This window comes from Clostridium sp. LXY-7, assembly GCF_056172015.1.
Genome location: NZ_JBLLJL010000002.1, coordinates 781,365 through 807,393 on the forward strand (window position 1 = coordinate 781,365; position 26,029 = coordinate 807,393).

23 protein-coding genes and 1 pseudogene are annotated in these 26,029 nt (G+C 31.5%); 2 read left to right on the forward strand and 22 right to left on the reverse strand.

The window, feature by feature from the left end; genetic code table 11:
* Window positions 1-74 precede the first annotated feature (74 nt).
* Window positions 75-449, forward strand: a complete 375-nt coding sequence (locus tag ACI48Q_RS10880; protein WP_474919105.1) for a hypothetical protein — start codon at window positions 75-77, stop codon at window positions 447-449.
* A 46-nt stretch (window positions 450-495) separates the two neighbouring features.
* Here ACI48Q_RS10880 and ACI48Q_RS10885 read toward each other — a convergent pair whose 3' ends face one another.
* The 12 genes and pseudogenes from ACI48Q_RS10885 to purB form a co-directional block, all read right to left on the reverse strand.
* Entirely contained in the window at window positions 496-1,512 is a 1,017-nt protein-coding gene (locus ACI48Q_RS10885; protein ID WP_474919106.1) for a tyrosine recombinase XerC, read from the reverse strand.
* Between the two features lie 270 nt (window positions 1,513-1,782).
* The gene (locus tag ACI48Q_RS10890; RefSeq protein ID WP_474919107.1) at window positions 1,783-2,070 is read right to left on the reverse strand and encodes a zf-HC2 domain-containing protein; all 288 of its coding nucleotides are present in this window, start codon (window positions 2,068-2,070) and stop codon (window positions 1,783-1,785) included.
* Window positions 2,067-2,588 carry an RNA polymerase sigma factor gene (locus tag ACI48Q_RS10895; RefSeq protein ID WP_474919108.1) on the reverse strand — a complete coding sequence of 174 codons (522 nt, stop codon included), beginning with the start codon at window positions 2,586-2,588 and terminating at the stop codon, window positions 2,067-2,069. Before ACI48Q_RS10895 ends, ACI48Q_RS10890 begins: the two co-directional genes overlap by 4 nt.
* A gap of 13 nt (window positions 2,589-2,601) precedes the next feature.
* Window positions 2,602-2,901, reverse strand: a complete 300-nt coding sequence (locus tag ACI48Q_RS10900; protein ID WP_474919109.1) for a zf-HC2 domain-containing protein — start codon at window positions 2,899-2,901, stop codon at window positions 2,602-2,604.
* A 14-nt stretch (window positions 2,902-2,915) separates the two neighbouring features.
* A complete protein-coding gene (locus tag ACI48Q_RS10905; RefSeq protein ID WP_474919110.1) occupies window positions 2,916-4,916 on the reverse strand; it encodes a hypothetical protein in 2,001 nt (666 codons plus the stop codon).
* A 301-nt stretch (window positions 4,917-5,217) separates the two neighbouring features.
* Window positions 5,218-6,201 (reverse strand): D-alanyl-D-alanine carboxypeptidase family protein, encoded by a 984-nt coding sequence (locus ACI48Q_RS10910; RefSeq protein WP_474919111.1) that lies wholly within the window; start codon window positions 6,199-6,201, stop codon window positions 5,218-5,220.
* A 208-nt stretch (window positions 6,202-6,409) separates the two neighbouring features.
* Complete coding sequence (locus ACI48Q_RS10915) at window positions 6,410-7,558, reverse strand: sensor histidine kinase (RefSeq protein ID WP_474919518.1); 1,149 nt, start codon at window positions 7,556-7,558, stop codon at window positions 6,410-6,412.
* The gene (gene vanR, locus ACI48Q_RS10920; RefSeq protein ID WP_474919112.1) at window positions 7,536-8,234 is read right to left on the reverse strand and encodes a VanR-ABDEGLN family response regulator transcription factor; all 699 of its coding nucleotides are present in this window, start codon (window positions 8,232-8,234) and stop codon (window positions 7,536-7,538) included. The genes ACI48Q_RS10915 and vanR overlap by 23 nt, the downstream gene beginning before the upstream one ends.
* Before the next feature lie 252 nt (window positions 8,235-8,486).
* Window positions 8,487-8,681 carry a hypothetical protein gene (locus ACI48Q_RS10925; protein ID WP_474919113.1) on the reverse strand — a complete coding sequence of 65 codons (195 nt, stop codon included), beginning with the start codon at window positions 8,679-8,681 and terminating at the stop codon, window positions 8,487-8,489.
* 48 nt (window positions 8,682-8,729) lie between these two features.
* Window positions 8,730-8,813, reverse strand: a pseudogene (locus tag ACI48Q_RS10930) (hypothetical protein); the annotation flags it as partial.
* A 171-nt stretch (window positions 8,814-8,984) separates the two neighbouring features.
* Entirely contained in the window at window positions 8,985-10,088 is a 1,104-nt protein-coding gene (gene hydE, locus ACI48Q_RS10935; RefSeq protein ID WP_474919114.1) for a [FeFe] hydrogenase H-cluster radical SAM maturase HydE, read from the reverse strand.
* Window positions 10,089-10,420: 332 nt separating this feature from the next.
* Window positions 10,421-11,851, reverse strand: coding sequence for an adenylosuccinate lyase (gene purB / locus ACI48Q_RS10940; protein WP_474919115.1), 1,431 nt, complete (start codon window positions 11,849-11,851; stop codon window positions 10,421-10,423).
* Between the two features lie 187 nt (window positions 11,852-12,038).
* Between purB and ACI48Q_RS10945 the strand changes: the two genes are divergently transcribed.
* Entirely contained in the window at window positions 12,039-12,245 is a 207-nt protein-coding gene (locus tag ACI48Q_RS10945; protein WP_474919116.1) for a DUF378 domain-containing protein, read from the forward strand.
* Between the two features lie 75 nt (window positions 12,246-12,320).
* On the opposite strand, the gene ACI48Q_RS10950 is transcribed toward ACI48Q_RS10945, so the two are convergent.
* The 10 genes from ACI48Q_RS10950 to xdh all read right to left on the reverse strand — a co-directional run bounded on the left by ACI48Q_RS10950 (window position 12,321) and on the right by xdh (window position 25,908).
* Window positions 12,321-14,666 (reverse strand): ATP-dependent DNA helicase, encoded by a 2,346-nt coding sequence (locus tag ACI48Q_RS10950; RefSeq protein ID WP_474919117.1) that lies wholly within the window; start codon window positions 14,664-14,666, stop codon window positions 12,321-12,323.
* Window positions 14,667-14,705: 39 nt separating this feature from the next.
* Window positions 14,706-16,619, reverse strand: coding sequence for an ABC-F family ATP-binding cassette domain-containing protein (locus ACI48Q_RS10955; protein ID WP_474919118.1), 1,914 nt, complete (start codon window positions 16,617-16,619; stop codon window positions 14,706-14,708).
* 119 nt (window positions 16,620-16,738) lie between these two features.
* Entirely contained in the window at window positions 16,739-17,269 is a 531-nt protein-coding gene (locus tag ACI48Q_RS10960; protein ID WP_474919119.1) for an ECF transporter S component, read from the reverse strand.
* 107 nt (window positions 17,270-17,376) lie between these two features.
* Window positions 17,377-18,306, reverse strand: a complete 930-nt coding sequence (locus tag ACI48Q_RS10965) for a xanthine dehydrogenase family protein molybdopterin-binding subunit (protein ID WP_474919120.1) — start codon at window positions 18,304-18,306, stop codon at window positions 17,377-17,379.
* Window positions 18,307-18,318: 12 nt separating this feature from the next.
* Window positions 18,319-19,566 (reverse strand): xanthine dehydrogenase family protein molybdopterin-binding subunit, encoded by a 1,248-nt coding sequence (locus ACI48Q_RS10970; RefSeq protein ID WP_474919121.1) that lies wholly within the window; start codon window positions 19,564-19,566, stop codon window positions 18,319-18,321.
* An 11-nt stretch (window positions 19,567-19,577) separates the two neighbouring features.
* Entirely contained in the window at window positions 19,578-20,045 is a 468-nt protein-coding gene (locus tag ACI48Q_RS10975) for a (2Fe-2S)-binding protein (protein ID WP_474919122.1), read from the reverse strand.
* A gap of 48 nt (window positions 20,046-20,093) precedes the next feature.
* Complete coding sequence (locus ACI48Q_RS10980; protein WP_474919123.1) at window positions 20,094-20,939, reverse strand: FAD binding domain-containing protein; 846 nt, start codon at window positions 20,937-20,939, stop codon at window positions 20,094-20,096.
* 232 nt (window positions 20,940-21,171) lie between these two features.
* A complete protein-coding gene (locus tag ACI48Q_RS10985; RefSeq protein ID WP_474919124.1) occupies window positions 21,172-21,759 on the reverse strand; it encodes a TetR/AcrR family transcriptional regulator in 588 nt (195 codons plus the stop codon).
* A gap of 175 nt (window positions 21,760-21,934) precedes the next feature.
* Window positions 21,935-23,215: a guanine deaminase gene (gene guaD, locus ACI48Q_RS10990; protein ID WP_474919125.1), complete on the reverse strand. Its 1,281-nt coding sequence runs from the start codon at window positions 23,213-23,215 to the stop codon at window positions 21,935-21,937.
* A 137-nt stretch (window positions 23,216-23,352) separates the two neighbouring features.
* Window positions 23,353-25,908 (reverse strand): selenium-dependent xanthine dehydrogenase, encoded by a 2,556-nt coding sequence (gene xdh, locus ACI48Q_RS10995; RefSeq protein ID WP_474919519.1) that lies wholly within the window; start codon window positions 25,906-25,908, stop codon window positions 23,353-23,355.
* Between the last annotated feature and the right edge of the window lie 121 nt (window positions 25,909-26,029).

Here is a 26,029-nt window from a genome sequence, read left to right on the forward strand (position 1 = left end):
TTATACTGAATAATATTCTGTTCATAGTGATAAAATAACCTTGTATTAAATATACAAGGAGGTATATCAAAATTATGAAAGTAAGAAAAGTACTGTTATTTGCTTTAGTTACTCTTTTTATTTTTTCTATAAGTGTTCCAGTATTGGCTAAATCACCTGACAATTCTCAGATTTTTATGGGAGAAATTTTAGAAGTTACAAAAGATAATAGTGGAAATACCATGTTATTAGTAGATGGATATTTAAAAGGTCCACAAATATATAAAGAAAAATTAGTAGCTATTGTAGGCCCAGACACAAAGGTCTTTAACTGTAATGTAGAAAGCTCTAATAAAGTTGATTTTGCAAAAGGTGATATTGTATTTATTATATTAAGTGGAGCTATGACTAAATCAATTCCACCTCAATCAGTAGCTAAAAAGATTCAGGTGTGCAAACCTGTTAATTAAAGCAGTTTAAATAGGGGAGACATGCAAAATTAATGCATGTCCTTTTCTATTCATCTACTAATGGATTAGAATTTATAGCACCTCTCAAAGTATCATCATCTACATGTGTATATATTTGGGTAGTTGCAATATTCTCATGACCGAGTATTTGTTGAAGAGTTCTTACATCTACACCTCCATACTTATGCATTAGGGTAGCAGAAGTATGCCTTAACTTATGAGGAGTATATTTATCTTCATCAAGGCCAGCAATAGCTACATATTTTTTTACAATTCTCTCTACGGTTCTTTTATTTATTCTTCTATTTTTACCACTGATAAATAGAGCGTCTTTGTCTTCTATATGGATTTTAGATATTAATTCATTTCTTATAGGCATATATTTGCTTATAGCTTTTAGACATGCTTTATTTAGGTAAATAGTACGCTCTTTATTGCCTTTACCTATTATTCTTAATGTATCGCCTTTAATTTTCGAAATATCAATACTACATAGTTCTGATAATCTCAATCCACAATTTAAAAATAGGGTAATAATACAATAATCTCTTTCAGAATTCTTTTCTCTAGTCTGAGCAGCTCTAAGTAAATCCTTACTTTCATCTAATGTTAAATAAGTAGGGGAGCGCTTACCAAGTTTTGGGCTCTCTAACTCCTTAGTAGGGTCTAGTGGAATTACCTTAGACTTATGGCATAGGTAATTGTAAAAAGACTTCAAGGAAGCAATTTTACGAGCCTTAGCATGGGTTCCATTATTTCTCATATTCTCTAAGAAAGAGAGATATGCATAGAAATCTACTAATTGAAGATTAGATAAATTATCTATTGAAATATCATTAATTTGGATAGTGAGAAACTCTTCAGCATCACTAATAGAAGCATCTCCATTATGTAGTTTAAGGAATTTAAAAAACAAAGTTAAGTCCGAAGTGTATGCCTCTATAGTATTAGCAGAAACTCCTTTAACCGTAGAAAGGTAATTTAAATATTCTTTTAGGATTTTAGGCAACGAAGTATTGCATTTAGAATTATTAGAAATTATATTATTTAAGGTATTTCTCAAAATTACTCATCCCCTCTATATAATGTCGTGAAACTTACATTTCACGACATTATATATTCGCCAAAAGAGAGGTGAAATCCTTCTCTTCTTTTGAAATTGTATATAAGAAGAGCTTTTATACTTACTCAAATTATTAATAGCTATTCTTAGATGTACCTTTTACAGCACCTTAGCTGAGTGTAAAGCCTTTAATTTTTATTAAATAAAACATAAATAGATTAAGAGAGTAATAAAAACACCCTCTTAATCTATTTATGTAAAAACTCGTTGCTATTTCATTATACTTACTCCTATGAGAATACTGTACACCACTAAAAATATTACTAATCCCTTCACCAAAAGTCTACCATAATATTTACGCCAAAACTCATTGTCCTCACTTGGTTCCTCAATAACCTCAATTGAATTTTTAAGCCCTACTTCTCCATGCATAGACTCATAAAGTTCCCTGCAGCTTTCACAGGATTTAAGGTGGTCAGACACTATTTCTCTAGTTTCTTTTCTACATTTATTAATATCATACGCTGGAAGCAAATCCCTTATAACGCTACATCTCATGATTTATCACCTGCTTTTTGATAGTTTAACTTAAATTGAATTCTAGCTCTATAAAGTGTGGATTTTACCTTTGGAAGTGTCCAATTAAGTGTATTTGCAATTTCTTTATAGGATAGTTCCTGAAGTTCACTTAATATGAGTACATTTCTCTGCTCTTCCTTAAGGCTATTTAACACTTTAACTATTTCATTGTTCTTTTCTAGTTTTTCAATGGCTACTTCAGGTTGATGCTCATAACTTCTCAGTAGATTTACTTCATTATTGTCTAGTGATATCATTTCATATTTTATCTCTCTTCTGTACCAAGTAACATAGGTATTGTGAGCTATGGAATGAAGCCAGGTTTTAATAGAGGCTTTGCCCTGAAAAGACGCTAGAGCTTTAAAAGCTTTAAGAAAAACCTCCTGGCACAACTCCTCAGCAATGGCAGAATTACCTGTTTGATAATATAAATAGGCATAAATGGAGCCTTTATATTTAATGTATATATCATTAATTTTTTCCACATTTTCTGTCATTTCGGCACCTTCATCAGCTAGCTATCCAGAAGGACATCCAAAGTGAAAGTGATATAACTATGGCAATACCTACTATTAAGTAAATACGGGCCCTTTTTATAACCTTAGCCTCATTTTCTCTCAGTGGAATATGATTATTAGTATCTTCTTCCTCTAAAGTAGCCTCTTCTTTATAATTCTCTTTCCACTGTCTGCAATTATTACACTGTTCTAAGTGCTCCATCATAAAGGTAATTGTTTCTTCTTCCAACTCTTCATTTATATATGAGGGATACAAATCCCTAAATACAGCACAATTATTTGTATCATTCATTCCAATATCCCCCATTATTTTTTATAATTTAGCAGTGGTGTTATTTTTCCTGTGTCTGCATCTACGTAATATATTTGATGCTCTACATTTTTAAAGGGTATAACCACAACCATCCACTTATAATTTACCTCTCCATTGTCCTTCACTTCCACTGCTAGTTTAACTCTTTTGGTGTAAATACCTAAAGGTTTGTATTCCTTGGTTACAAGTTTTAAAGCTGCACTACTTGAAATTTTAAATTCCTTATCACTGTAGAATCTGATTTTGTAATCACTCCATTGTCCAAAGGATTTTAAATTTCCCTCTAAATCTAATTCAATATTTATACTGTTATTTAACATATCCAACTTTTCTACAAAACTGTAATTAAGACTCTCTTTATAAGTATTCTCCAGTAGTTTATAATCAACCACTTTCAAGTTACTACTTAAGTCTTTTGCAAGCATTTCTGCTTTATCTTTATATTTGTTATAGGCCTCTTCAGAATATCTCGGTTTATTACCATTTCCATCAGTATAATCTCTATGGAAGGTCAATATTTCCCCAGTATAGCAATCAATTGAAAACCTATCATTATTTTTGCACCTTACATAGAACTCAGGATTCATGTCTCCAAACCAGTAGGTAAGATTGTCAATAATATAAGGTGGCATTTCTTCTCCTAACTTATTATACCAAGCTTCCAGGCTATGAACTATTGTAATTTCATCAGTTCTAATATCCTTATAATCCTTAAAATTAGAAAATAAAGGTTCCACACCTGCAACATTAAGTTTCCCATCTAGTTCCCACTGAATTGTAACTTTATTTCTAGTATCTACGGTTCCATCACTAAATTTATTATAAATGCTAACATCATATTTATTAAGTTGTTGCACAATTTTTAAATGGTGACGATTTTCATTATAGGTAAACCCAATGGCTTGAAGCCATTTAAGAGTTTTTATCCTGATTTCTTCTTCACTTAAACTATTCTTAGGATTAACATCCCTTTCATTCTGATTTCTTATTTCAAATATTTTTCCTGTGGCTCCGTTTATTTGCACTGAGTAATCTCCAAGGTAAAATATATATCTATTGTTAAAATCCTCGGAAGTCCCCTGCCAATGTACGATATTGGAAATTTGATCCTCCAATGCAATTCTAGCTAAATTTTCTGCTTCCTCCATTGAGGTGAAGGTTGCCTCTTCCTTGTAAAAACTTTCAATATAATATCTCTTTTCTATTTCTATCGGTAAATTATTTAACATAATTATGCTAGAAAACATTAAAACCACAGGTAAAATAATAGATGTATACTTCAGTTTCTTCCATAGATTAGGGGCTGCTGCTTCCCTAGCCTTATTAAATAAGTGCCTACTAAATTCATAACATCCAATTAAGAAATATGAAATAAGTGTAGAAGAAAATAAGGTCTCCATCCTTACTATCTTATAGGCTATCAATAGGGTAATTATATATCCCATAAATATGGAATACCACTTTACATTCTGTTTCCAATAAAGGTTGAAAAACAAATATGGTAGTACTAGCAATGATGCTAAAATAATTACGCCCATTAATATATCATTATTAAACTGAAAATTAAGAATTAAATAAGTTATTCCGTATAGTATAGGCATGCTGATTATAGTCAAATCAAAGGTATGAAAAAATCCTCTAAATTTATTAATTCCTATAGTAAAAATATCATACAATCCAATAACAAAGATATAACCATAGAAAAGATAATTTGCAAACTGATCCATAGCATTGTACTTCCTATCCATAATGGGGTTACCTTGATAAATAGCTTTTTGGTGAGAAAACTCAATAGTAAATCCAATTATCATTAGAATTCTTACTAAGATACCTATTTTAACAATCATGCTCTCATATTTGTTATTTTTAACGATGATGCTACACGCATAAGCTAATGACATAATTATTATGGATACACCCATAATAATCAAAGATACATCACTCACTAACACTAAATTCTGAAAATGTTCAATTATTCTTTGCAATAAAGACATTGATAAAGCTCCTCTCTAAAATCACTTAATGGCCATCTCAAATATTTAGACTAATGAGTTTTGAAAAAGTTGCATAAATTCTTAATAATTATATATAAATTTAAAATTTAATTAATAAAAAAAGCTGGTATAATCTTGCCAGCTTTTTTATTGTTAGATCACTTAGTAATCCCTGTAGTTTTATGTTTTGTTATAAGTTAAGTGATCTCGGTAATAGTTATAGTTTATAGAAATCTAGGAAAACTTTGTATATATCTACTTATTGACCTCTTAAGAATTACTTATGAAACACTTAATATTTTCAGTAAGCATTGTTTTGGGAAATTTGATTATAAACAGTAAATGCATCTAAAATATTGAACTGATCTGTTTGAGGATTCCCGTCTGCATTAGTAGTGACCAAAATATATTCCTTTCCATCTATTTTTGCCAAGCTGGCAAGGCATAAATTAGCTTCCTTCGTATAACCAGTTTTTCCCCCTTGGATAATACCGTTATTTACTTCTTCTGTATCCATGTACTTGAACATTGTACTTTGAAAGGTTACTCCATCGGGGTGAATATTCGTCGCTTTTGTAGTATAACTTTTTGAGGTATACACTTCTCGAAAAGTATCGTTCTGTAATGCATATTCCAGTAGTTTTGCAATATCATTTACAGTACTATAATGATTCCTATGATGTAGTCCTGTGGAATTAGTAAAATGAGTATTGTTCATTCCTAATTCTTTAGCCTTTTCATTCATTAACTTTACATATTTTTTTTCTGAACCTGCCATTGCATCCGCTAATCCAATACAGCTTTCTGCTCCAGAGGGTAATAATACACCATAAATCAAATCCATTGCTTCTACCCTTTCATTGGGTGAAAAACCAGCCATAGATGCATCTTCAGAATACAATTCCTTAAACATATCCTCTGGCAAATAAATCATTTCGTGTAGATCTGGAAGATTTTCAATTGCAAGTATTGCTGTCATAATTTTTGTAAGGGACGCTGGATATATTCTTTCATCACCTGACTTATCTAATAATATCTGATTATCCTCTAAAGAAATAAGAGTGGCGTTTGAACTATATAAATCATTAACTACAATCTGATTGACCCCATTGTGGACTGCTGTTTCTTTAGCTTTTACAGATGCTTCTGTTTTGTGATTATTTTTATTTATTATATGATTTGATAAAAATAAAATTGTGATACCTACCATGCATACACATAATATTGAAGGAACACATTTTATCTTCCTCTTTTTTCTTTTATATTTTTGTCTATCCTCTGTCATTTTAATATTCCTCCTTAAATGTAAATTACAATATTGCCTTACAACATAATTCTAATAAAATTGAGTATTTTTTGTGTAAATAACAGCTTATAGACTTATTAAGATTTTCTTAAGGACTACTTAATATTTTCAGTATTTTAAAATATAGTGAAAATAAAAAAAACATCATTCCTATATGAATTTTCATATCATAAAGGAATAGTGTTTCTTAGTTGTTGATTACTCCCGGTATTTTTATATGGAATATAGTATAGTAATCGTTGCTTTCTGCATGAATTTTACCTTCATGTAAAATTACAATTTCCTTAGCAATAGCAAGACCTAGTCCAGCATTACCAGTGTCTGTTCCTCTGGATTCATCCAGTCTATAAAATTTTTCAAATATACTATCTAGTTTTTGCTGCGGAATACTTTTTCCATAATTTTTAAAAGTTATAATAACATCCTGTAATTGCCTATGGACATCTATTATGATTTTGCTATTTTCATCACCATATGTAATTGCATTTTTAAATACATTATTGAATACTCGTGCCAGTTTATCTGGATCACCACAAAACATAATATTATCTTCTGCATTTACCACAACCTCTTGTTTTTTTTCAGAAAGCATTGGATAAAACTCATCTGCCATTTGAAATAACATATAGGATAGATTAAAGTCTTTTTTCTCTAATACAATGGTTTGGAGATTATATCTAGTAATTTCAAAAAATTCGTTGATAAGTTTTTCAAGTCGATTTGCTTTTTCTAAAGTAATCTCCATATATTTTGCCCTTTGTTCAATAGGCATATCTGGAACTTCTGACATTAAATCCAAATATCCAATAACCGAAGTAAGAGGAGTCTTTATATCATGTGCCAGATAAACAACTAAATCATTTTTTCTTTGTTCCGCCTGTTTTGCATCTCTTTCTCTTTTCTCTAGAATATGTTTGCACATATTTAGTTTAGTTTCCATGAAGCTCAGTTCTGGAGATAGTTCAATTTCCTTATCTGAACCTTTCATTAAAACGTCCATACCTCTATCAATTTCATCAAAGTACTTTGTAACCCAAGAAATAGCAAATCGAAAAATAATTAAGAAAAAAATCACACTTGAAACCAACATAATTTTATCTTTGTTATTACGAAATATATAATGGTTAATAATCACTGCATCTGACTCAGATAAATAAAATGTATTCCGTAAGAAATTTACAATCCAATTACCAAAACGACCTTGTAATAAGGAACTTAATAACAGCGTAAATCCAGCACTTGCTAAAATAATTAACAATATTCGGGAAAATATTTTTCGTTTGAATGCTAAATAATCATTTTTTTTAGTTTTATTAGTTTTCAATTTTATAACCAACTCCCCATACCGTTTTGATATATTTCGGATTTTCAGCTGAATCATTCATTTTTTCTCTTAAGTGTCTAATGTGAACCATAATGGTATTGTTACTGTTGGTAAAATATTTATCTCCCCAAACTTTATGGAATAGTCTATCAGAGCTTACGACTTGACCTTTGTTTTCACACAAAACCCATAGAATTGAAAATTCTGTAGGGGTTAAAGACAATGGTCTTTCATTTAAAAAACATTCATGAGTATTTTTGTCTACTACTAGCCCCCCTATAGAAATTAGGTTTTCTTTTTGGAATTTGTTTAATTGGTTGTATTTCGTGAATCTTCTTAATTGTGCCTTGACTCGTGCCACTAACTCTAGTGGTCGAAATGGCTTTGTAATATAATCATCTGCACCTAATGTTAAACCTGTAATCTTATCCATCTCTTCATCTTTTGCAGTCAGCATAATAATTGGAAAGTTATAAGAATCTCGTATTCTTTGACAAATAGAAAATCCATCTATATCTGGCAGCATGATATCTAAAATGGCCATATCCAACTGCTCGGTTTCTATAACTTTCATTGCTTCTGTTCCTGTATAACACTTGAACACTATGAAATTTTCATTCTTTAAGTACAATTCGATTAAATTAGCGATTGCCTTTTCATCTTCAACTACTAAAATTTTAGTATACATATATCCACCTTCTTTTATATCTAGTTATAAACAAATCACATCATTATAGTAAATTAAACCATTAGTTCAGTCAATAGCTATTAAAAGAATCTTTTACTCCCTCTAATCTATAAAAAAATATTACTGGAAAATAAAACTTCCAGTAATATTTAAGATATAGCTATTAATCACACAAAACTATCTAGTTCTTCTCCATTCTACTCAGAATACCCAATAGGTTCGTACATCTGTTTTTATACTAGAGTATAATTACTATGCTACATACCAAGATTCTTGATTTTTATACATCTCAGCATATATACCATCTTCATTTAATAAGTCCTTATGGATTCCTTCCTCTGCAATTTTCCCCTCATTAAATACCACTATTCTATCAGCTCTCTTTTCAAAATCCAGCCTATGAGAAATAAATAGAACAGTTCTGTCCCCTGCTAAGTCATATATCATATCATAAATCTCAATTTCTGATATTGGATCTAAGTAAGCTGTAGGCTCATCTAATATCCATAGAGTTGCCTGTGGGTTCGCCAGTAATCTTGCAATAGCAAGTCTTTGCCACTGTCCTTTTGATAACTCTATACCATCTTGTAAGAGTTTCCAACATCCTTGTGAGGAATGGTTACCTCATCATAGGATATCTGGATAATAATTTAAATATAAAAACACCTAAAAACTACTTTTAAGTAATTCCTAGATGTTTTTCTTATCTTTATAAATCTATGAGCTTTTCAGAACTTTTAATTGAAGAATTTACTGCACAAAATTTATAATAGTTTTTGGATGTGTTTTTTCTCCTTCATCTATATCATCACAAATATTATCATTATAATCTCCTCGTGACTCTACAATATTATAACCTATGGAACCTACACGCTTTCGCAAACAAACATTACATTCTGCTGCTTCCTCCCCTGTGCATATTTTATTGTCATATAAATCGTATTTTTTTCTAACACTTACAGGAGATAAATTCGGCATCAGTACATTAGCTCCAGACAATATCCCCTTCTCCCTGCCTTTGTTGTCAAGGGTACCAAGGGACGTTGTGGATGGAATAAGAGCTTGGGGAAGCATTAATCTTAAAATACCAACTAAAAATAAGGTTAAATCAACACTTCCTGATGGAAAGTTAGCAAATTCTGTATCCTTATGTGAAATAAAAGGTCCGATACCTACCATATGAGGAGACAGCTCTTTAATAAACAACAAATCTTCAGCTAAGTGTTCTGCTGTTTGATAAGGAGAACCTACCATAAATCCAGTACCTACTTGGTATCCGATTTTCTTCAAATTACTCAAGCAGTTTTTCCTATTTTCTAAAGAAAGTGCATTAGGATGGAGCATTTCATAATGTTTTTCATTAGCTGTTTCATGTCTAAGTAAATATCTATTTGCCCCTGCCTTAAAATACTTTAAGTAACTTTCATAACTCTTTTCCCCCATTGAAAGTGTTATAGCACAATCAGGATAACCCTTTCTGATGCTACTAACAATGTCCACTATTATATCATCAGTGAAAGCACCGTCTTCACCACCTTGTAAAACAAATGTGCGAAAACCTAACTTGTACCCTGTTTCACAACATGACAATATTTCTTCCTTACTAAGTCTATATCTATTAGAATTCTTATTACTTTTTCTTATTCCACAATAATAGCAATCATTTTTACAGTAATTTGTAAACTCAATTAGTCCTCTAAGATAGATATCCTTATCAAAGTGTTTCTGACTTAAAAGTCTTGATTTCGTAAAAAGATATTCACTAATTTCAGTATCAAAATTTTTAATCAAAAAAATGAACTCTTCTTTTTCTAAGTTATGTGTCTCATATAGTTTATCAATTAAATCTTTCATATATTTTTATTTTCACTCCTTGCGTTTTACATGTTTATTCTTTTCATAAGCAATCACAAGTAAAATTTTGAATAAATTCATATTATTACTTTATCTCTCCCTCTATTAGGATATATTTAAAGAATATATTTATTTAAATTTTTTGTCAATTATATCTCTATAGATAATTTCTATTTAATCTAATATGGCTTTCTATGCTAGTTTTAGTTTCTGTATAATAAAACTGTGCACAAAAAAGTGGATTCTTCTGAATCCACTTTTTGTAATGGCATATTAAAATTTATTTTAGCATAAACTTTTTATTTTTATGAGTGTTCATTAAATACTTACTATTATACATTTATTTCAGCAGTTTCCCCTAACAATCCTTTGTTGACTTCTAATATAGGATTAACAATTTCCTGAGTAAAATCATCAACCTGACCACTAGCTCTACCAGTAAACTTCCTTGGATCTATTATTCCCAGTATTTCTTCTTTAGTTAATCCAAAGGAATTATCATTTACAATTCTATCAATTAAATCATTGCTCTCTCCAAATTCCTTTACTTGTCTAGCCGCAGCTAGTGAATGAACTCTTATACTCTCATGTAATTCTTGTCTATCACCACCACGTTTAACAGCCTCCATTAGTATATTTTCTGTTGCCATAAATGGTAATTCACTGTTAACATGTGATGCTATAACCTTCTCATATACAACCATGCTAGAGGTTATATTTATATATAGATTTAATACTCCATCTAATGCTAAAAATGCCTCGGCAACGGAAATACGCTTATTAGCAGAATCGTCTAAGGTTCGCTCAAACCATTGAGTAGCCGCAGTTATGGCTGGATTTAAGGAATTTACAATTATATATCTTGAAAGTGCACTAATTCTTTCACTTCTCATAGGATTCCTCTTATAAGCCATAGCGGAGGATCCAATTTGATTCTTTTCAAAAGGCTCCTCCATTTCCTTCATGTTTTGAAGCAATCTCAAATCATTACTGAATTTATATGCACTTTGAGCCACCTCTGAAAGAGTGTTAAGTATTATTGAGTCCAATTTTCTTGAATAAGTCTGCCCTGTTACAGGATAAGAAGCCTTAAATCCCATTTTTTCACATACAATTTTATCAAGAGTCTTTACCTTGTTTTCATCTCCATCAAAAAGTGCCATAAAGCTAGCTTGAGTACCTGTAGTACCTTTAACTCCCCTAAATTTCATTTGCTCAATAGCAAAATCTATATTTTCTAAATCCATAACTAATTCTTGCATCCAAAGTGTAGCCCTTTTTCCAACAGTAGTTAATTGGGCTGGTTGAAGGTGAGTGAATCCTAGTGTAGGAACATCTTTATATTTAATTGCAAAATCTTTAAGTTGAGCAATTACATTTATCACTTTTTTTCTTACTAGATATAGGGCTTCTCTCATTATAATTAAGTCAGTGTTATCACCAACATAACAGCTAGTAGCTCCTAAGTGAATTATTCCCTTAGCCGAAGGTGCTACTACTCCGTAAGTATGCACATGGCTCATAACATCATGACGCACTTCTTTTTCTTTTTGTGCAGCCAATTCATAGTCAATATTTTCTATATTATCCCTTAATTCCTTAATTTGTTCTTCTGTTATGTTTAATCCTAATTCCTTCTCTCCTTCTGCTAAAGCTACCCATAGTTTTCTCCATGTGGTGAACTTCATTTCATCAGAGAATATGTAACTCATTTCTTTTGATGAGTATCTAGTATTTAATGGCGAATTATATAAATTTCTCATAGCTACCTCCGTACAAAAATCTACTTTAGTTTCTTATTATTCACTATTATAACATACTATTATTTAGATTGTCTAATTTTTATTCGTGTTTTGCTAATATATATATAAATCATATAATGTTCTATTTTGTCCTAATATCACATATATATTAGCTATATAAATATAGAATTATTTAAGGGGGATTCATATGTGTAAAGTTAGCCTGCTAGACAAAATTTCTTTCGTTTTGGTTATAATAGGAGCACTAAATTGGGGAATTATTGGCTTAACTAATTTTAATCTTGTTCATTTCTTATTTGGGTTTTCAGAAATATTAGCTAGATCTATATATTTATTAATAGGACTAGCTGCTATAAACTTGATAAGATTTTTACTTTGCTTAAACAAACGATGATGTTTGAAAAGAACGCTTTACTTCAAAGCGTTCTTTTATTTATCACAGATGAAATTTATTTATCACAGCTAAAATTTATTTAAAATCCTCTAAAATTTCATCCATATCATCTGATTTTTTTACTAAGGAATATCCTTCCCAATCCTTAGGCAGAAGTTTCCTATAGAAAGGAGTATCATATCTGCTATCCAGCAATAATATTACACCTTTATCCTGTTCTGTTCTAATAACCCTTCCAGCTGCTTGAATTACTTTGTTTATTCCTGGAAAGGTGTAAGAATAATGAAATCCCATCTTCCCTAGATCATTGAAATAATTTTCTATACTACTTCTCTCAAAGGATATTTGAGGTAATCCTACTCCTATTATGATTGCACCTACTAATTTATCACCAGTTAGATCTATTCCCTCTGAAAAAATCCCACCCAACACACAAAAAGCTATGATATTTTCTTCATAGTTATTAAAATTATTTAAAAAATCCTCTCTCTCCTCTTCATTCATAGAGTTTTGTTGTATGATAACCTTGTGCTGTGGAAATAATTTCTCATAGACTTCATGGACCTTCAACAAATACTCATAGGAAGGAAAGAAAACCATGAAATTCCCATTATGAAGAGTTACTGCTCTATTTATGTATTTACATATATGGTCATAGCTTTTTTCTCTAAATCTGTATCTAGTATCAATATTATTACCTATGATAATTTTTCTATTTTCTTTTTTAAAGGGAGATAAAAGTTTTATCTCATAATCATTTAACTCGCCACCTAAAAGCTCTTTAAAGTAACTTAAAGGAGATAGTGTTGCAGAAAAGAAGATATTAGCTCTATTACTTTTGATACATTGCTTTATTACCTTAGTTGGGTTTAAACAAAAAATCTTGATTTTAAAATCATCCCTATAGCTCTCCCCATAAGTTATAAACTCCTCATTATAGAATTCACTTATATTAATGAATTGTATAAAATTAAAGTATATATCTACAAATTCTTCATCTAAAAATAACTCTTCCTTTAATTTTATATTACCTTCTAATTCATTTACAAAATCCCTCATAAGTAATGCCATATCTGCAGGACCCATATCAAGAATTACATATTGTTCTCTTTTATCACTATACTCATAAAATATCTCCAATAAGGCATTTAATATCGTTCGTAGTTTTTTGCCTTTCCGCCCAAGTTTTTTCTTAATAAGCAATATCCTACTCTCCATGATATCAACAGAATACATTCCTCTAGCTCTATCTACTAAATTATGTGCCTCATCTACTAGAAAAACATATCCTTCATTAGCACCAGCTCTTTTCAGCATTACTCTTGGGTCAAAAAAATAATTATAATCTCCTATTATAAAATCACAAAAATTAATTAAATCAAGAGAAAATTCAAAGGGGCAAAGAGTAAATTCTCTGCTGTACTTCTCTATGGTTTCTCTATTTAAAAAACTTTCCTCTGTTAATATTTTATATATTCCCTCATTAACTCTATCAAAATGACCATTTGCATAGATACAGCTTTCTTTATCGCAAACAAAGTCATCATTTAAACATATTTTTTCCTTTGCAGTGAGTGTTAATAGCTTCAGCTCTAAATTTTTATCTTTTAAAAGAGATATTGTACTTTCTACTAACTGTTGAGTAGTATTTTTCGCAGTTAGGTATATAATTTTTTCTCCATAGCCATAGCCAAGGGCTTTAACAGCTGGAAATATGGTGGATAAGGTTTTTCCAATTCCCGTAGGAGCTTCTATATAAATATTTTTTCCTTCTTTAATAGTACTATATATGTTAGCCGCTAATTCTCGTTGTCCTTTTCTATAACTTTCAAAGGGAAAGCTCATAGTTTCAATAGACATATTCCTTGTCTTTAACCATTGGTTAGCTAATTCTCCCCATTTCAAGTAATCTTTTATTACAGAAGTGAAAAATTCCTCAGCTTCATTAAGGGTTAAAGATTGTTCTAGTGTCTTAGTATAATGCTTATCTCTATCACAATATATAAGTTGAACAGTTATATTCTCTAAGGAATTCTGTAATGCATATATATATGCGTATATTTTTGCCTGAGCCCAATGAAGTGGATTAAATTCTTCAGTGATATCTCTAATATCCTTAGAAGTACTTTTAATTTCTATCACCGTTACTCCATCTTCTTTTATTATTATTCCATCAGCTCTTCCTTCCACCTTAAAACATAGGTTATTAAATTCAAAACTATGACTTAAAAATACCTCATTTAAATACTCCATATTCTCTGAGGCTTTACTTTGTTCTTTTAAATCTTTTTGAATCAACTGATGGATCTTAACTCCCTCTCTAGCTGAAGACATACCTCCTAAACCACTTTCAATACTACCATGTCTATATATAAACTCTACTAATCCTCTTACCGAGAGATTTATAACCTCACTTTTCATACTATCTCAATCCTTTAATTAAAACAGTTTTTAAATTTTCTACTGTTTATTTCTATTAGTTTCTATTAGTTCATTTAATTCATTTAAATAAGTCCATCTCTCCATTAAATATTCTAATTCTTCATTGAAGGTCTTCTGTTTTTTTAATAATTCTTGAAGAAGTACAAAATCACTTCCAGCATTATTTATACCTTCCTCTACTTCTAATATTTCATTTTCTTTTTCTTCTATTTTACTATCTATTTCTTCAAATTCCTTCTGTTCCTTATAAGAGAACTTCAGCGTCTTATTCTTTTTATTATCTTTCTTATCTTCTTTTTCCTTTTGAGCTTTCTCTTCTACTTTTCCTTCTTCTTCAGATTCTTTTGCACCTTTATAATCACTATAATTTCCCACCAAAGTCCCTATAACTCCACTACCTTCAAAGCTAAATATTTTATTAGCCATTCTATCTAGAAAGTATCTATCATGAGATATGGTGACAATAGTACCATTAAATCTATCTAGATAATCTTCCAATATAGTTAGAGTTTCTATATCTAAATCATTAGTAGGCTCATCTAGAAAAAGTACATTAGGAGCTTCCATTAATATGCTTAAAAGATATAATCTTCTCTTTTCTCCTCCTGATAATTTGGATATCTTTGAATGCTGCATAGAGCCACTAAATAGGAAATTTTCTAACATTTGTGATGCTGTAATCTTTTCTCCATCACTAGTAGCTATATATTCTGCTTTGTTTCTAATATGTTCTATTACTCTTAGTTCCTCATCTAATTCCTGATTTCCTTGAGTAAAATATCCAATTTTAACAGTATCCCCTATAACTACTTCTCCCTTATCGGGTTTTATTAATCCTGCTATAATATTCAGTAGAGTAGATTTTCCTACTCCGTTATTGCCTATAATTCCCACCCTGTCTTCTCTGGTAAATATATAACTAAAGTCCTTTATTAACTCTTTACTGCCATAAGATTTGTTTATGTTGTATAATTCAATAATTTTTTTACCTAGTCTGGAAGAAGTAGTATTAATATCTACCTTTTCTTCATTTACTTTATATGATGTGTCTTGAAGTTCGTTAAATCTTTGAATTCTCGCTTTCTGTTTTGTACTTCTAGCCTGAGCACCTCTTCTAATCCACTTAAGCTCATTTCTATAGAGATTTTCGCGCTTTCTTTCAAGGGATTGCATCATATCTAATCTTTCAAGCTTTTTCTCTAAAAACGTAGAATAGTTACCTGTATATGTGTATGTATCCCCTTCATATATTTCAATAATCTTATTTGTGATTCTATCTAAGAAGTATCTATCATGGGTTATCATTATGATTGCCATACTTTTGCCCTTTAAAATCTCCTCCATATAATCTATAAGTTCATTATCCATATGATTCGTTGGCTCATCTAGAATTAATAGGTCGCATGGATTAATTAACGCATTACAAAGACCAACTCTTTTCACTTGTCCACCAGATAACTCTCCCATAGGTTGATAAAAATCCTCTATTTTTAACTTAGTCAATAGTGCTTTAGCTTCACTTTCTATCTTCCATCCATCTAGTGCATCTAGTTCATTAGATAATTTAATAAGTTTATTTTGAAGAATTTCATCAGAACTATTTATCTTTAATTCTCCTAGGACCTTTTCGTAACTATTTAAGGTTCTAATAACTTCACTATCGCCCTTAAATACATGGTCTAAAATAGTATCTTTAGGCTCAAATGTTATATCCTGTGGTAAATATCCAATTCTTAATCCGTTCATCTTAACTATATTTCCACTGTCAGGTACTTCTATGCCAGCTATGATTTTTAATAAGGTTGACTTTCCAGTACCATTAATTCCTATAACTCCTATTTTATCTTTCTCAGTAATAGTTAATTTTATATCTTTCAATAGCTGTTTCTCACTATAGCTTTTGCATATGTTTTCTAAGGTTATTAAATTCATGTCATCATTCCTTTAAATTAATTTTAATGTTTTACATTTCACACTAATGATTATACCTAATTAGCTGAAGTTTTGCTATATTTAATGGTACATAAAAAAGAACCCCTTACAGAGGTCCTCTATGCACTAATTCTATGTTCTTTTACTCCAATCTTTTGAAGGTCAACCTTCATTACATCTTTTAACAACTTTAATATTGGTAATGCTATTACACCATCTACCATATGGTGAACTAAAGTTCCTATTGTTGTAACTACAAAGGCAAGAAAAATATTTTGGGTAAGTGCATATACCATTACTGCCTCTATTATTGCATGTATAGGTGAGGTAATAGCAACTACCTTTTTATAAGACATGTTTTTATCCACTAATTTTGCCCCTACATAACCTACTACTATATGGGAGGTAGCTCTAAGTGCCACTATTGGATCTGGGATCGCAAATAAAAATCCTACGGCAGAGCCAAGTCCTACTACTCCAGCTTCAAAAGAGCCTAAGTACATAGCGACAAATAGCGGAACATGAGCAGCCAATGTAGCTGAGAATGGAGGTATGTATACCTTAAGAAAAGGCCCAAATACTATGGGAATAATTAGTGATATTGCTATTAAAAGTGCGGTAATGACCATTTTTTTTACATTAGTCTTCATTTTTATCCTCCTTGATATACTACTGTATATACACCAGTATACACCTATATCCCTATGTTGTAAACATGAAAATATCCACTAAGCTAACTTAGTGGATATTTTCATGTTTATTTATTTTTTATGCCAAGGAGTAATTTATCACAGGTTACTGGGATCTCACACATTCTTACACCAACCGCATCGTATATAGCATTTAATATAGCTGGGGCTGTTGGTATCATTACAGGTTCTCCTATGCCTTTAGCACCATAGGGACCACTTTCTTCAATTTCTTCTATGAAAAAAGTCTCAACACGTGGAACATCTTTGCTCGTAGGTATTATATAGTCTGAGAAGTTCTTATTTTTTATATTTCCTTTATTTAACTCTATTTCTTCCATAATAGCATATCCTATACCCATAGCAACTCCACCTTGAGCTTGACCCTCAGCCGAAACTGGATTAATTATTTTTCCTGCATCATTCACTGCCAATACTTCAATAACATCGATTTTACCAGTCTCATCATCAACTTCTATGGTAACTCTTTGAGCTCCAAATGTATACGGCCAATATGGATCTCCCTGCCCTGTTTCTAAATCAACCTTGGAAGTTTCCACCTTGAAGTATCCCTCTGCAATTGTAGAAATTGAATTATTTTTCATCAAAGTAAATAACTCTTTTAATTTACTTTGATTTAAATCCAAATCTTCTTTTTCTATTGCTAGTTCCATATTATTTCTTAGATTTTTACAGGCATCCAACACTGCATTCCCTGTATTATATGTTTGTCTACTTGCAGCTGCAGTTCCACTATCATGTATTAAACTTGTATTATCGCATATAATTTCTACTAGTTCTTTCCCAATTCCTAGGGTTTCCACAGCTATTTGCCACATAACACTAATTCCCCCTGAACCAACATCGGATACTTCTACAAATATTTTTACATTTCCCTCCTCAGTGAGCTTTGCAGTGCCCCTAGATTCATCTGGAAAACCATTTCCATAGCCAGTTCCATAGAATATAGAAGCATATCCTACACCTTTTCTTTTCATAACTTCACCCCCTTAAAGATCTATGTCATCAACTTCCGCTATTTTTTCAATGCATTTTTTTATTCCAACACTACTTTTTAAAACTTGCCCAGTAGCTGTCACACTTCCTATCTGAAAGGCATTGATATGTCTTAACTTCAATGGATGTATATCTAATTTTTCTGCTAACATATCCATTTGACTTTCCATAGCAATAGGTACTTGAGTAGCTCCAAATCCCCTCATGGCTCCACTATAAGGATTGTTGGTATGAACTGCTAATGCGCGTATATCTACATTTGGTATTACATAAGGCCCTGAGGCATGAACAGCAGATTTTCTTAAAACATTCATCCCCCAGGAAGCATAAGCACCTGTATCACCATAAATTCTTGCCTCTAATGCACAGAGCTTGCCCTCTGCTGTTACCCCTGTTTTATAATACATCTTTATAGGATGACGCTTACAATGAGATACTGTTGACTCTTCTCTACTATAGACAATCTTTACTGGTTTTTTAGTTAAATAGGTTGCTAAAGCTACATGGCATTGAGGATTAATATCCTCTCTAGCACCGAAGGCACCACCTATAGTTGTATTTCTAATTTTAACACTGTCTTCATCTATTTTTAAACATCTTGCTACTTCTTCTCTATCATAATGAGGATATTGTGTAGTAACAAATATCTCTAAGTAACCCTCTTCATCAAATCTAGCCACTGCCGCTTCTGGTTGAAGAAATGCATGTTCTATCATAGGTGTGTTATACCAATTTTCTACTATATACTTTGCAGATTTAAAACCTTCTTCTATATCTCCTTTTTTAATTTTTATATCATATAAAATATTGCTTTCATTGCCCAATATAGAAGCACTTTCCTTAAGTGCATCATCTACAGTAAAAACTCCTTCATATTCTTCATACTCTATCTTCACTCTATCTAATGCATTCTGAAGAGAAGTTTTATCTTTAGCTACCACTAGTAGAATACAATCTCCAACTCTTTTAACAATGCCCTCAACTAGTATGGGAATGTCTTTAAATGCAACACCATGGGTTTTAGCTCCAGGAATCATAGTGTGGTCTATAACACATTCAACTCCTGATAATGCTTTTATTTCATCGATATTTATATTCACTACTCTTCCATAAGCTATGGTACTTCTTTTTACTCCTGCATAGAGCATTTCTTCAAATTCTATATCATCAGCATAAACAGCTTTTCCTAGAGCTTTATTATATACATCTGGTCTTACTAGACCTTCCCCAACAGCTTTCACATATATTCCCCCTAATTATCCTTTAATTTGCTTTGTGCAATTTTTATACCTTCAACTATCTTTTCATAGCCTGTACATCTACATAAATTACCGGATATATTATCTCGTATTTCTTTCTCAGTAGCATTAATATTGCTATCAAGTAAAGATTTTGCACTTAATATCATACCTGGGGTACAATATCCACATTGAATAGCTCCTACCTCTATAAAAGCTTCTTGTATAGGGTGTATTTTATCCATTCCAACACCTTCAATAGTAGTAATTTCAGCTCCATTGGCTGCAGAAGCTAATATAAGGCAAGAATTAACAGTTTTTCCGTTCATAATAACTGTACATGCTCCACATTCTCCCTCTCCGCAGCCTTCTTTCGTTCCCTTTAACTTAAGTTCATCTCTTAAAAAATCTAATAAGCGCAGTAGCGGATTAATCTCTCTACTATATTCTATATTATTTATTTTCATAGTTACCTTAATCATAAACTCACTCCTCGTCTTATACAGAATATTCTAATATTTATTACTATTCTACTGTTTTAAAGCAATGGATAAAGCGTTCTTAAACACACCCTTAATAGCCTCTTTCTTAAATGGCATAGTCTTTCTCCCTTTTATACTTTCTTCTACTGCATGTTCAATATAGTTCAATGCCTCTTCTGAAAATAACCAATCTATATCTTCATTCAATGCACGTCTTTCAAGCTCTATTACTCTAAAGGGATATCTTCCAACTGCACCTAAGCAAATATTAACATTATTCACCTTGCTATCTAAAGTTTCTACGCATATCGCTGCACTAATTCTAGCTATTGCTAGAGCATTTCTCTTTCCTAATTTATAGTATCCACTACAGCTATTATTCTTAGGAATTATTATTTTTGTTAATAACTCATTACTTTTAAGTTTTTCAGTAGCATAGTTCTCAAAATATTTTTCACAGCTAATTTCTCTTGTATCAGTAATAGATTCTATTACTAATACGCCATTTAAACTCATTACACATGGAATTACATCTGCCGCTGACCCAGCATTGGCTATATTTCCTCCAATAGTTGCTACATTTCTAATTTGTGGAGATCCCATATGTTTACTACATTCAATTAGGGAATTAAAATTATTTTTTATTATGTTACTTTCTAGTAAGTTTGTAAATGTAACCATGCTACCCATAACTACTTCTCTTTCATTTTCAGTGATGTTCTTTAATTCTTTTACATTTTCCAAATTTACAATGTAATCAATATTTTCTTTACTGCACCTTATGTCTAAAACTAAATCTGTACCTCCAGCTAAGAGCTTTGTATTTGGATTTTTAGATATAATTGTCTTAACTTCTTCTATAGTACTAGGTTGAAAAAAATCTAATAGCTCCATTTTAACCCTCCTGAAAATTTAAAATGTTTGTCTTTATTAATCAGTTAATCAACGCTCTTCATATTATATTTTTGATTTAAATTTTAATGTATCATAAAGTATTTACAAATACTCACACTAGGATTTTGCACTAAATTCACCGCCTATATATGTGCAAAAATAAGCTCACTATTATCAATAGATGAGCCTATTTTTATCCAGTATCAATATTCCTCAATTTTTATTAATGGTATTATTTATTAATTAGACATTGTCCTAAAATTATTTTCTCCGCTACCTGAAAATAATCATCTAAATTAAACTTTTCTTCATCAATAAGATATTGTAATGAGGCTCCTAACATAAGAGATACCATAATAAAAGGAAGATTTTCTATATATTTTTCATCTATACAGTCACCAGGTTCTCCCTTACTTAATACCTCACTAATACCTTCTCTCCATATGTTAAAGGTATCTTGAAAGTATCCCCTTATTTCCTCATTTACGGTTCCCTGTACCCAATAATCAATTTGAGTATATTCCATTTTCTTATTAATTAAGATATCATCTTTCTTTTGCTCAAAAAAACCTCGTATATTATCCACCATATCTTTATTTTCAATATCTATATAACTCTTTCGATTATGAGAAAATTCCTCTTGTATACTATTTAATAGAGCAATCATTATATCGTTTTTGGTGGAAAAATGATAATGAAGATTAGCTTGGCTCATATTAGCCTCCTTAGCAATCATATGCATACGAGTACCACTTATCTTTTCCTTTGATACTACTTCCATGGCAGCATTAAGTATTTTTTTATCGATATCCTTAGCCATACAACAACCTCTTTTCTACTGTACCTATAATTTAATTAATCTATATATTTCTATATTTATATTTTAAGAGGGATATGCTAAGGCATCCCTCATAATCTATAAGCCTTCTAATGCCACCTTCATTATAATATACTACCTTGTTTCAATGCAATTAAAGTACTATAAAGTTACTCCATTAAATTTTAGGTTCTTCTACAATTTTACCATCTACATATCTAATTAAAATATTTCTATCATCACCTGTATATATAAATTTCTGAAGCCTCTCCTCTATGGATAATAAATGAAAACTATTAAGTCTACTATCATCTATTATTAATGCATCAAATTCGTAACCTTGTTCAAAGCTTCCAACTTTTCCAAAGAACTGGCCACTACCCTTAGTTGCAAGATAAAATAATTCGGCAGTGCTTAATGGCTTATCAACTTTGTTACTTTCTAACCATCTAATATTTGAAGCTTGTGCACTATTTACAATAACACTACACATTGACAAACTATGACCACCTGATATATCCGTTGCAAGCCCTACTGGAACTCCCTTGCTAATGAGTTTTCTTATAGGCGCTATGCCACTTGCTAAATTGGAATTTGAATTAGGACTGTGAGCCACAAAAACTTTATTCTTAACCATTAATTCTATTTCATCTTCATCTACTAATACGCAATGAGCCATTATAGTTGGTATCTGACCAAACAGACCAGCATCTTCATATATACTTGCATAGTTTTTATAATTAGGATGTAGTTCCTTAACTAAATTTATTTCTCCGTAATTTTCACTTAAATGAGATTGAACAGGTACATTATATTTCTTAGCTAATTTTCCAAGAGTTTTCAATAACTCGAAAGTACATGTAGGTATAAATCTAGGAGTTATTATAGGTTTTACTAATTTATATTTATTTCCATATTCTTTTAAGAAATTTTCAGTATCCGCAATAGACTCTATGGTGTTTTCTATTAAATAATCTGGGCAATTCCTATCCATATTTACTTTACCCACATAAGCCCCTAGTCCTGCTTCATTAAATATATCCATCAATAGCTTTGTAGATTCCTTATGAACACTACTAAAAACACAAGCTCTAGTAGTACCATTTTTCCATAACTCTTTTACTAATATAGAATATACTTGTTTTGCATATGCCAAATCAGAGTATTTACTTTCTTCTGGAAAGGTATATGCTTCTAACCAAGGCATTAGTTCTTTATCAAGCCCTAATCCTAAATTAGGAAATTGTGGTGCGTGCAAATGTAAATCAATAAACCCTGGAACTATCAGTTTGTTGTCATAATCTATTATTTCTATATTTTTATACTCATCTATGAGTTCACTATATACTCCATCTATAATTCCATCTTTGACTATTATATAGCCACTTTCTAATACTTCGTATTCACCAAATTCTTTAGTAAAAATAATATCTCCTTTTACTCCAAATGCACCTTCCATTTAATTGCCCCCTTTAACCTAGAAAAATTATAATCTAACTTCAACATAATATAATTTTGTGTATATATTATCATATCTAAACATTTTTTGTAAATTATAATTATTATATTACTTTATAATATAATAATTAGCTTTGTCTACCTTTTCTTTCTATATGCAGTTTCCTCAAGAGGAAGTTTAGTTCTAAATATATTGTCAAATTTATAATAAGCTCCTTGAACTGCTGGTGCTGTTGGTATTGTAGTTATTTCCCCAACACCTTTTGCACCATAAGCTAAGGTTGATGTATTCTTTTCTATAATTATAGATTTAATTTCAGGTACTTCAGAAGCTCTAAATAATCCTAAGGTACCAAATTTTGCTGTAGGTACACTCTTATTAAGTGGATAATCTTCTGTTAATGCATAACCTAGTCCCATTACCACTCCACCTTCTATTTGTCCCTCTACATTGATAGGGTTAATAGCTTTACCTACATCATGGGCAGCAATAACTTTTTCTAGTTTACCATGTTCATTAAGTACTACCAACTGTGTGGCATACCCATATGATACGTGGCTGACTGGATTGACCTTAGTTGAATTAATTGGATCTGTTACTCCTTGAAATTCCCCATAAAATTCCTCTCCATCGAGGCTCTCTAAAGAATTACTGCTCAGTGCTTCTTTTAGTTTTAATGAAGCAATCTTTACAGCCTCTCCAGTAAACACAGTTTGTCTTGAAGCTGTAGTAGTTCCTGAGTTCGGTGAAGTAAAGGTATCTGGTGAATCAACAATTATGACCCTTGGAGATAAATTAGTAGTTTCACATACAATTTGAGTAATAATAGTGCCCAATCCCTGTCCTATACATGCTGCACTTGTTCTTATATGAACATTACCCTGTAATACAACAAGTCTACATCGCCCTGTGTCCGGAATACCTACTCCTACACCACTATTTTTCATAGCACATGCTATACCTACAACTTTATTATCATCATAGTCATCCTTAACCGCCATTAAAGTTTCTTTTATTGCTGTTCCATCATCTGATATTTGTCCATTAGGAAGCGTGTCTCCAGGAGCTACAGCATTATTATATCTAATCTGCCAAGGGGTTATACCTACCTTTTCCGCTAAAAGATTCAAATTACATTCTGATGCAAAGGCTGATTGAGTTACCCCAAATCCTCTAAATGCCCCACCTGGAGGATTGTTTGTATATACAGCGGTGCCTTCAATTTCTACATTAGCACATTTATAAGGTCCAGCTGCATGGGTACATGCTCTTTGAAGTACAGGACCTCCTAGCGAGGCGTATGCACCTGTATCTGATATAATTTTAGCCTTGAATGCAGTAATATTTCCATCTTCATCACAAGCAGTAGTTGCAGTAATTTCCATAGCATGTCTCTTTGGATGTATCATTATGCTCTCCTTGCGACTAAGAGTAATCTTTACAGGCACTTTAGTATACCAAGCGAGAAGTGCTGCATGATGTTGTACGCTCATATCTTCTTTACCTCCAAAGCCACCACCTACATATTTACTTATGGATCTAATTTTTTCCTTTGGAAGCCCTAGTAATTCGGATACTTCTCTTTGCTCATCATATACTCCCTGAGAGCCAGTATATATCAATACACCATCTCCATCAGGCATAGCTAGTGCACTTTCTGGTTCTAAAAATGCGTGCTCTGTGAAAGGTGTAGAATAATGATTAGTAACTACATATTTCGAATTAGCTATGGCTTCTTCTACGTTGCCTCTTTTTAATATTTCAACTTTTAACCTATTGCCAGTGGGATGAATTTTGGGTGCACCTTCTTCAAGAGACATAGTAGGACAAGTCATAGGTATTAATTCTTCATAATCAACAATTATTAAATCAAGTATTTCTTTTAGTGACTTTCTATTTTTAGCACCAACTAATGCTAATGAATCTCCCATATATCTAGTTTCCTCACCTACCGCAATCATAGCTGGCCAATCTTTAACAAGATGTCCAATAAACCTATTGCCAGGAATGTCTTCTGCTGTAAGAATAGCTATGGTATCAGGGTGTTTCAACGCTTTTGATATATCTATGTTCTTTACTAATGCTCTCGGATATTTTGCTCTTAAGGCTGAACCATATATCATATTAGGTACCTTTACATCATCTACATATACTGCAGTTCCTAATATTTTTTTTTCTGCATCAATCCTTGGAAGGTTATCTCCAACTTTTCCATGAAATACATCATTAATACTTAAACTACCTTGTCTCATTGCAAGGGCTGCTAAATTTATGGCTTCCACTATTTTTATATATCCTGTACATCTACATATATTACCTTTAATTGCATTTTTAATTTCTTCTTCTGTAGGATTTAAGTTCTTATTAAATAGAGCCTTAGTACTAATTACCATACCTGGTATGCAAAACCCACATTGTACAGCACCTGCTTTAGAAAAAGCCCATGTAAAAACCTCTTTTTCAAACTGAGATAGTCCTTCCACCGTTTGAACCACCTTATCATGGACTTTGGCGGTGGTCTGAATGCATGCTCGTACTGCCTTTCCATCAACCAGTATCATACAGGCACCACAAGCACCCTCTCCACATCCATTTTTCACAGAGGTTAAATCTTTTTCATCTCTTAAATAATCAAGTAAATTCATATTTTCAGAAATTGAGACCCTATTTCCGTTTAATATAAATTGATACACCATAGTTCCCTCCTCTTTATCCAAGGCTAAGACATATAAAATAATAGGACATAAGGGAATAGGACCCCTTTGAGTACACTTTGACTTCTACTAGGGTCCCAAACCATATTAAATCCGTAGA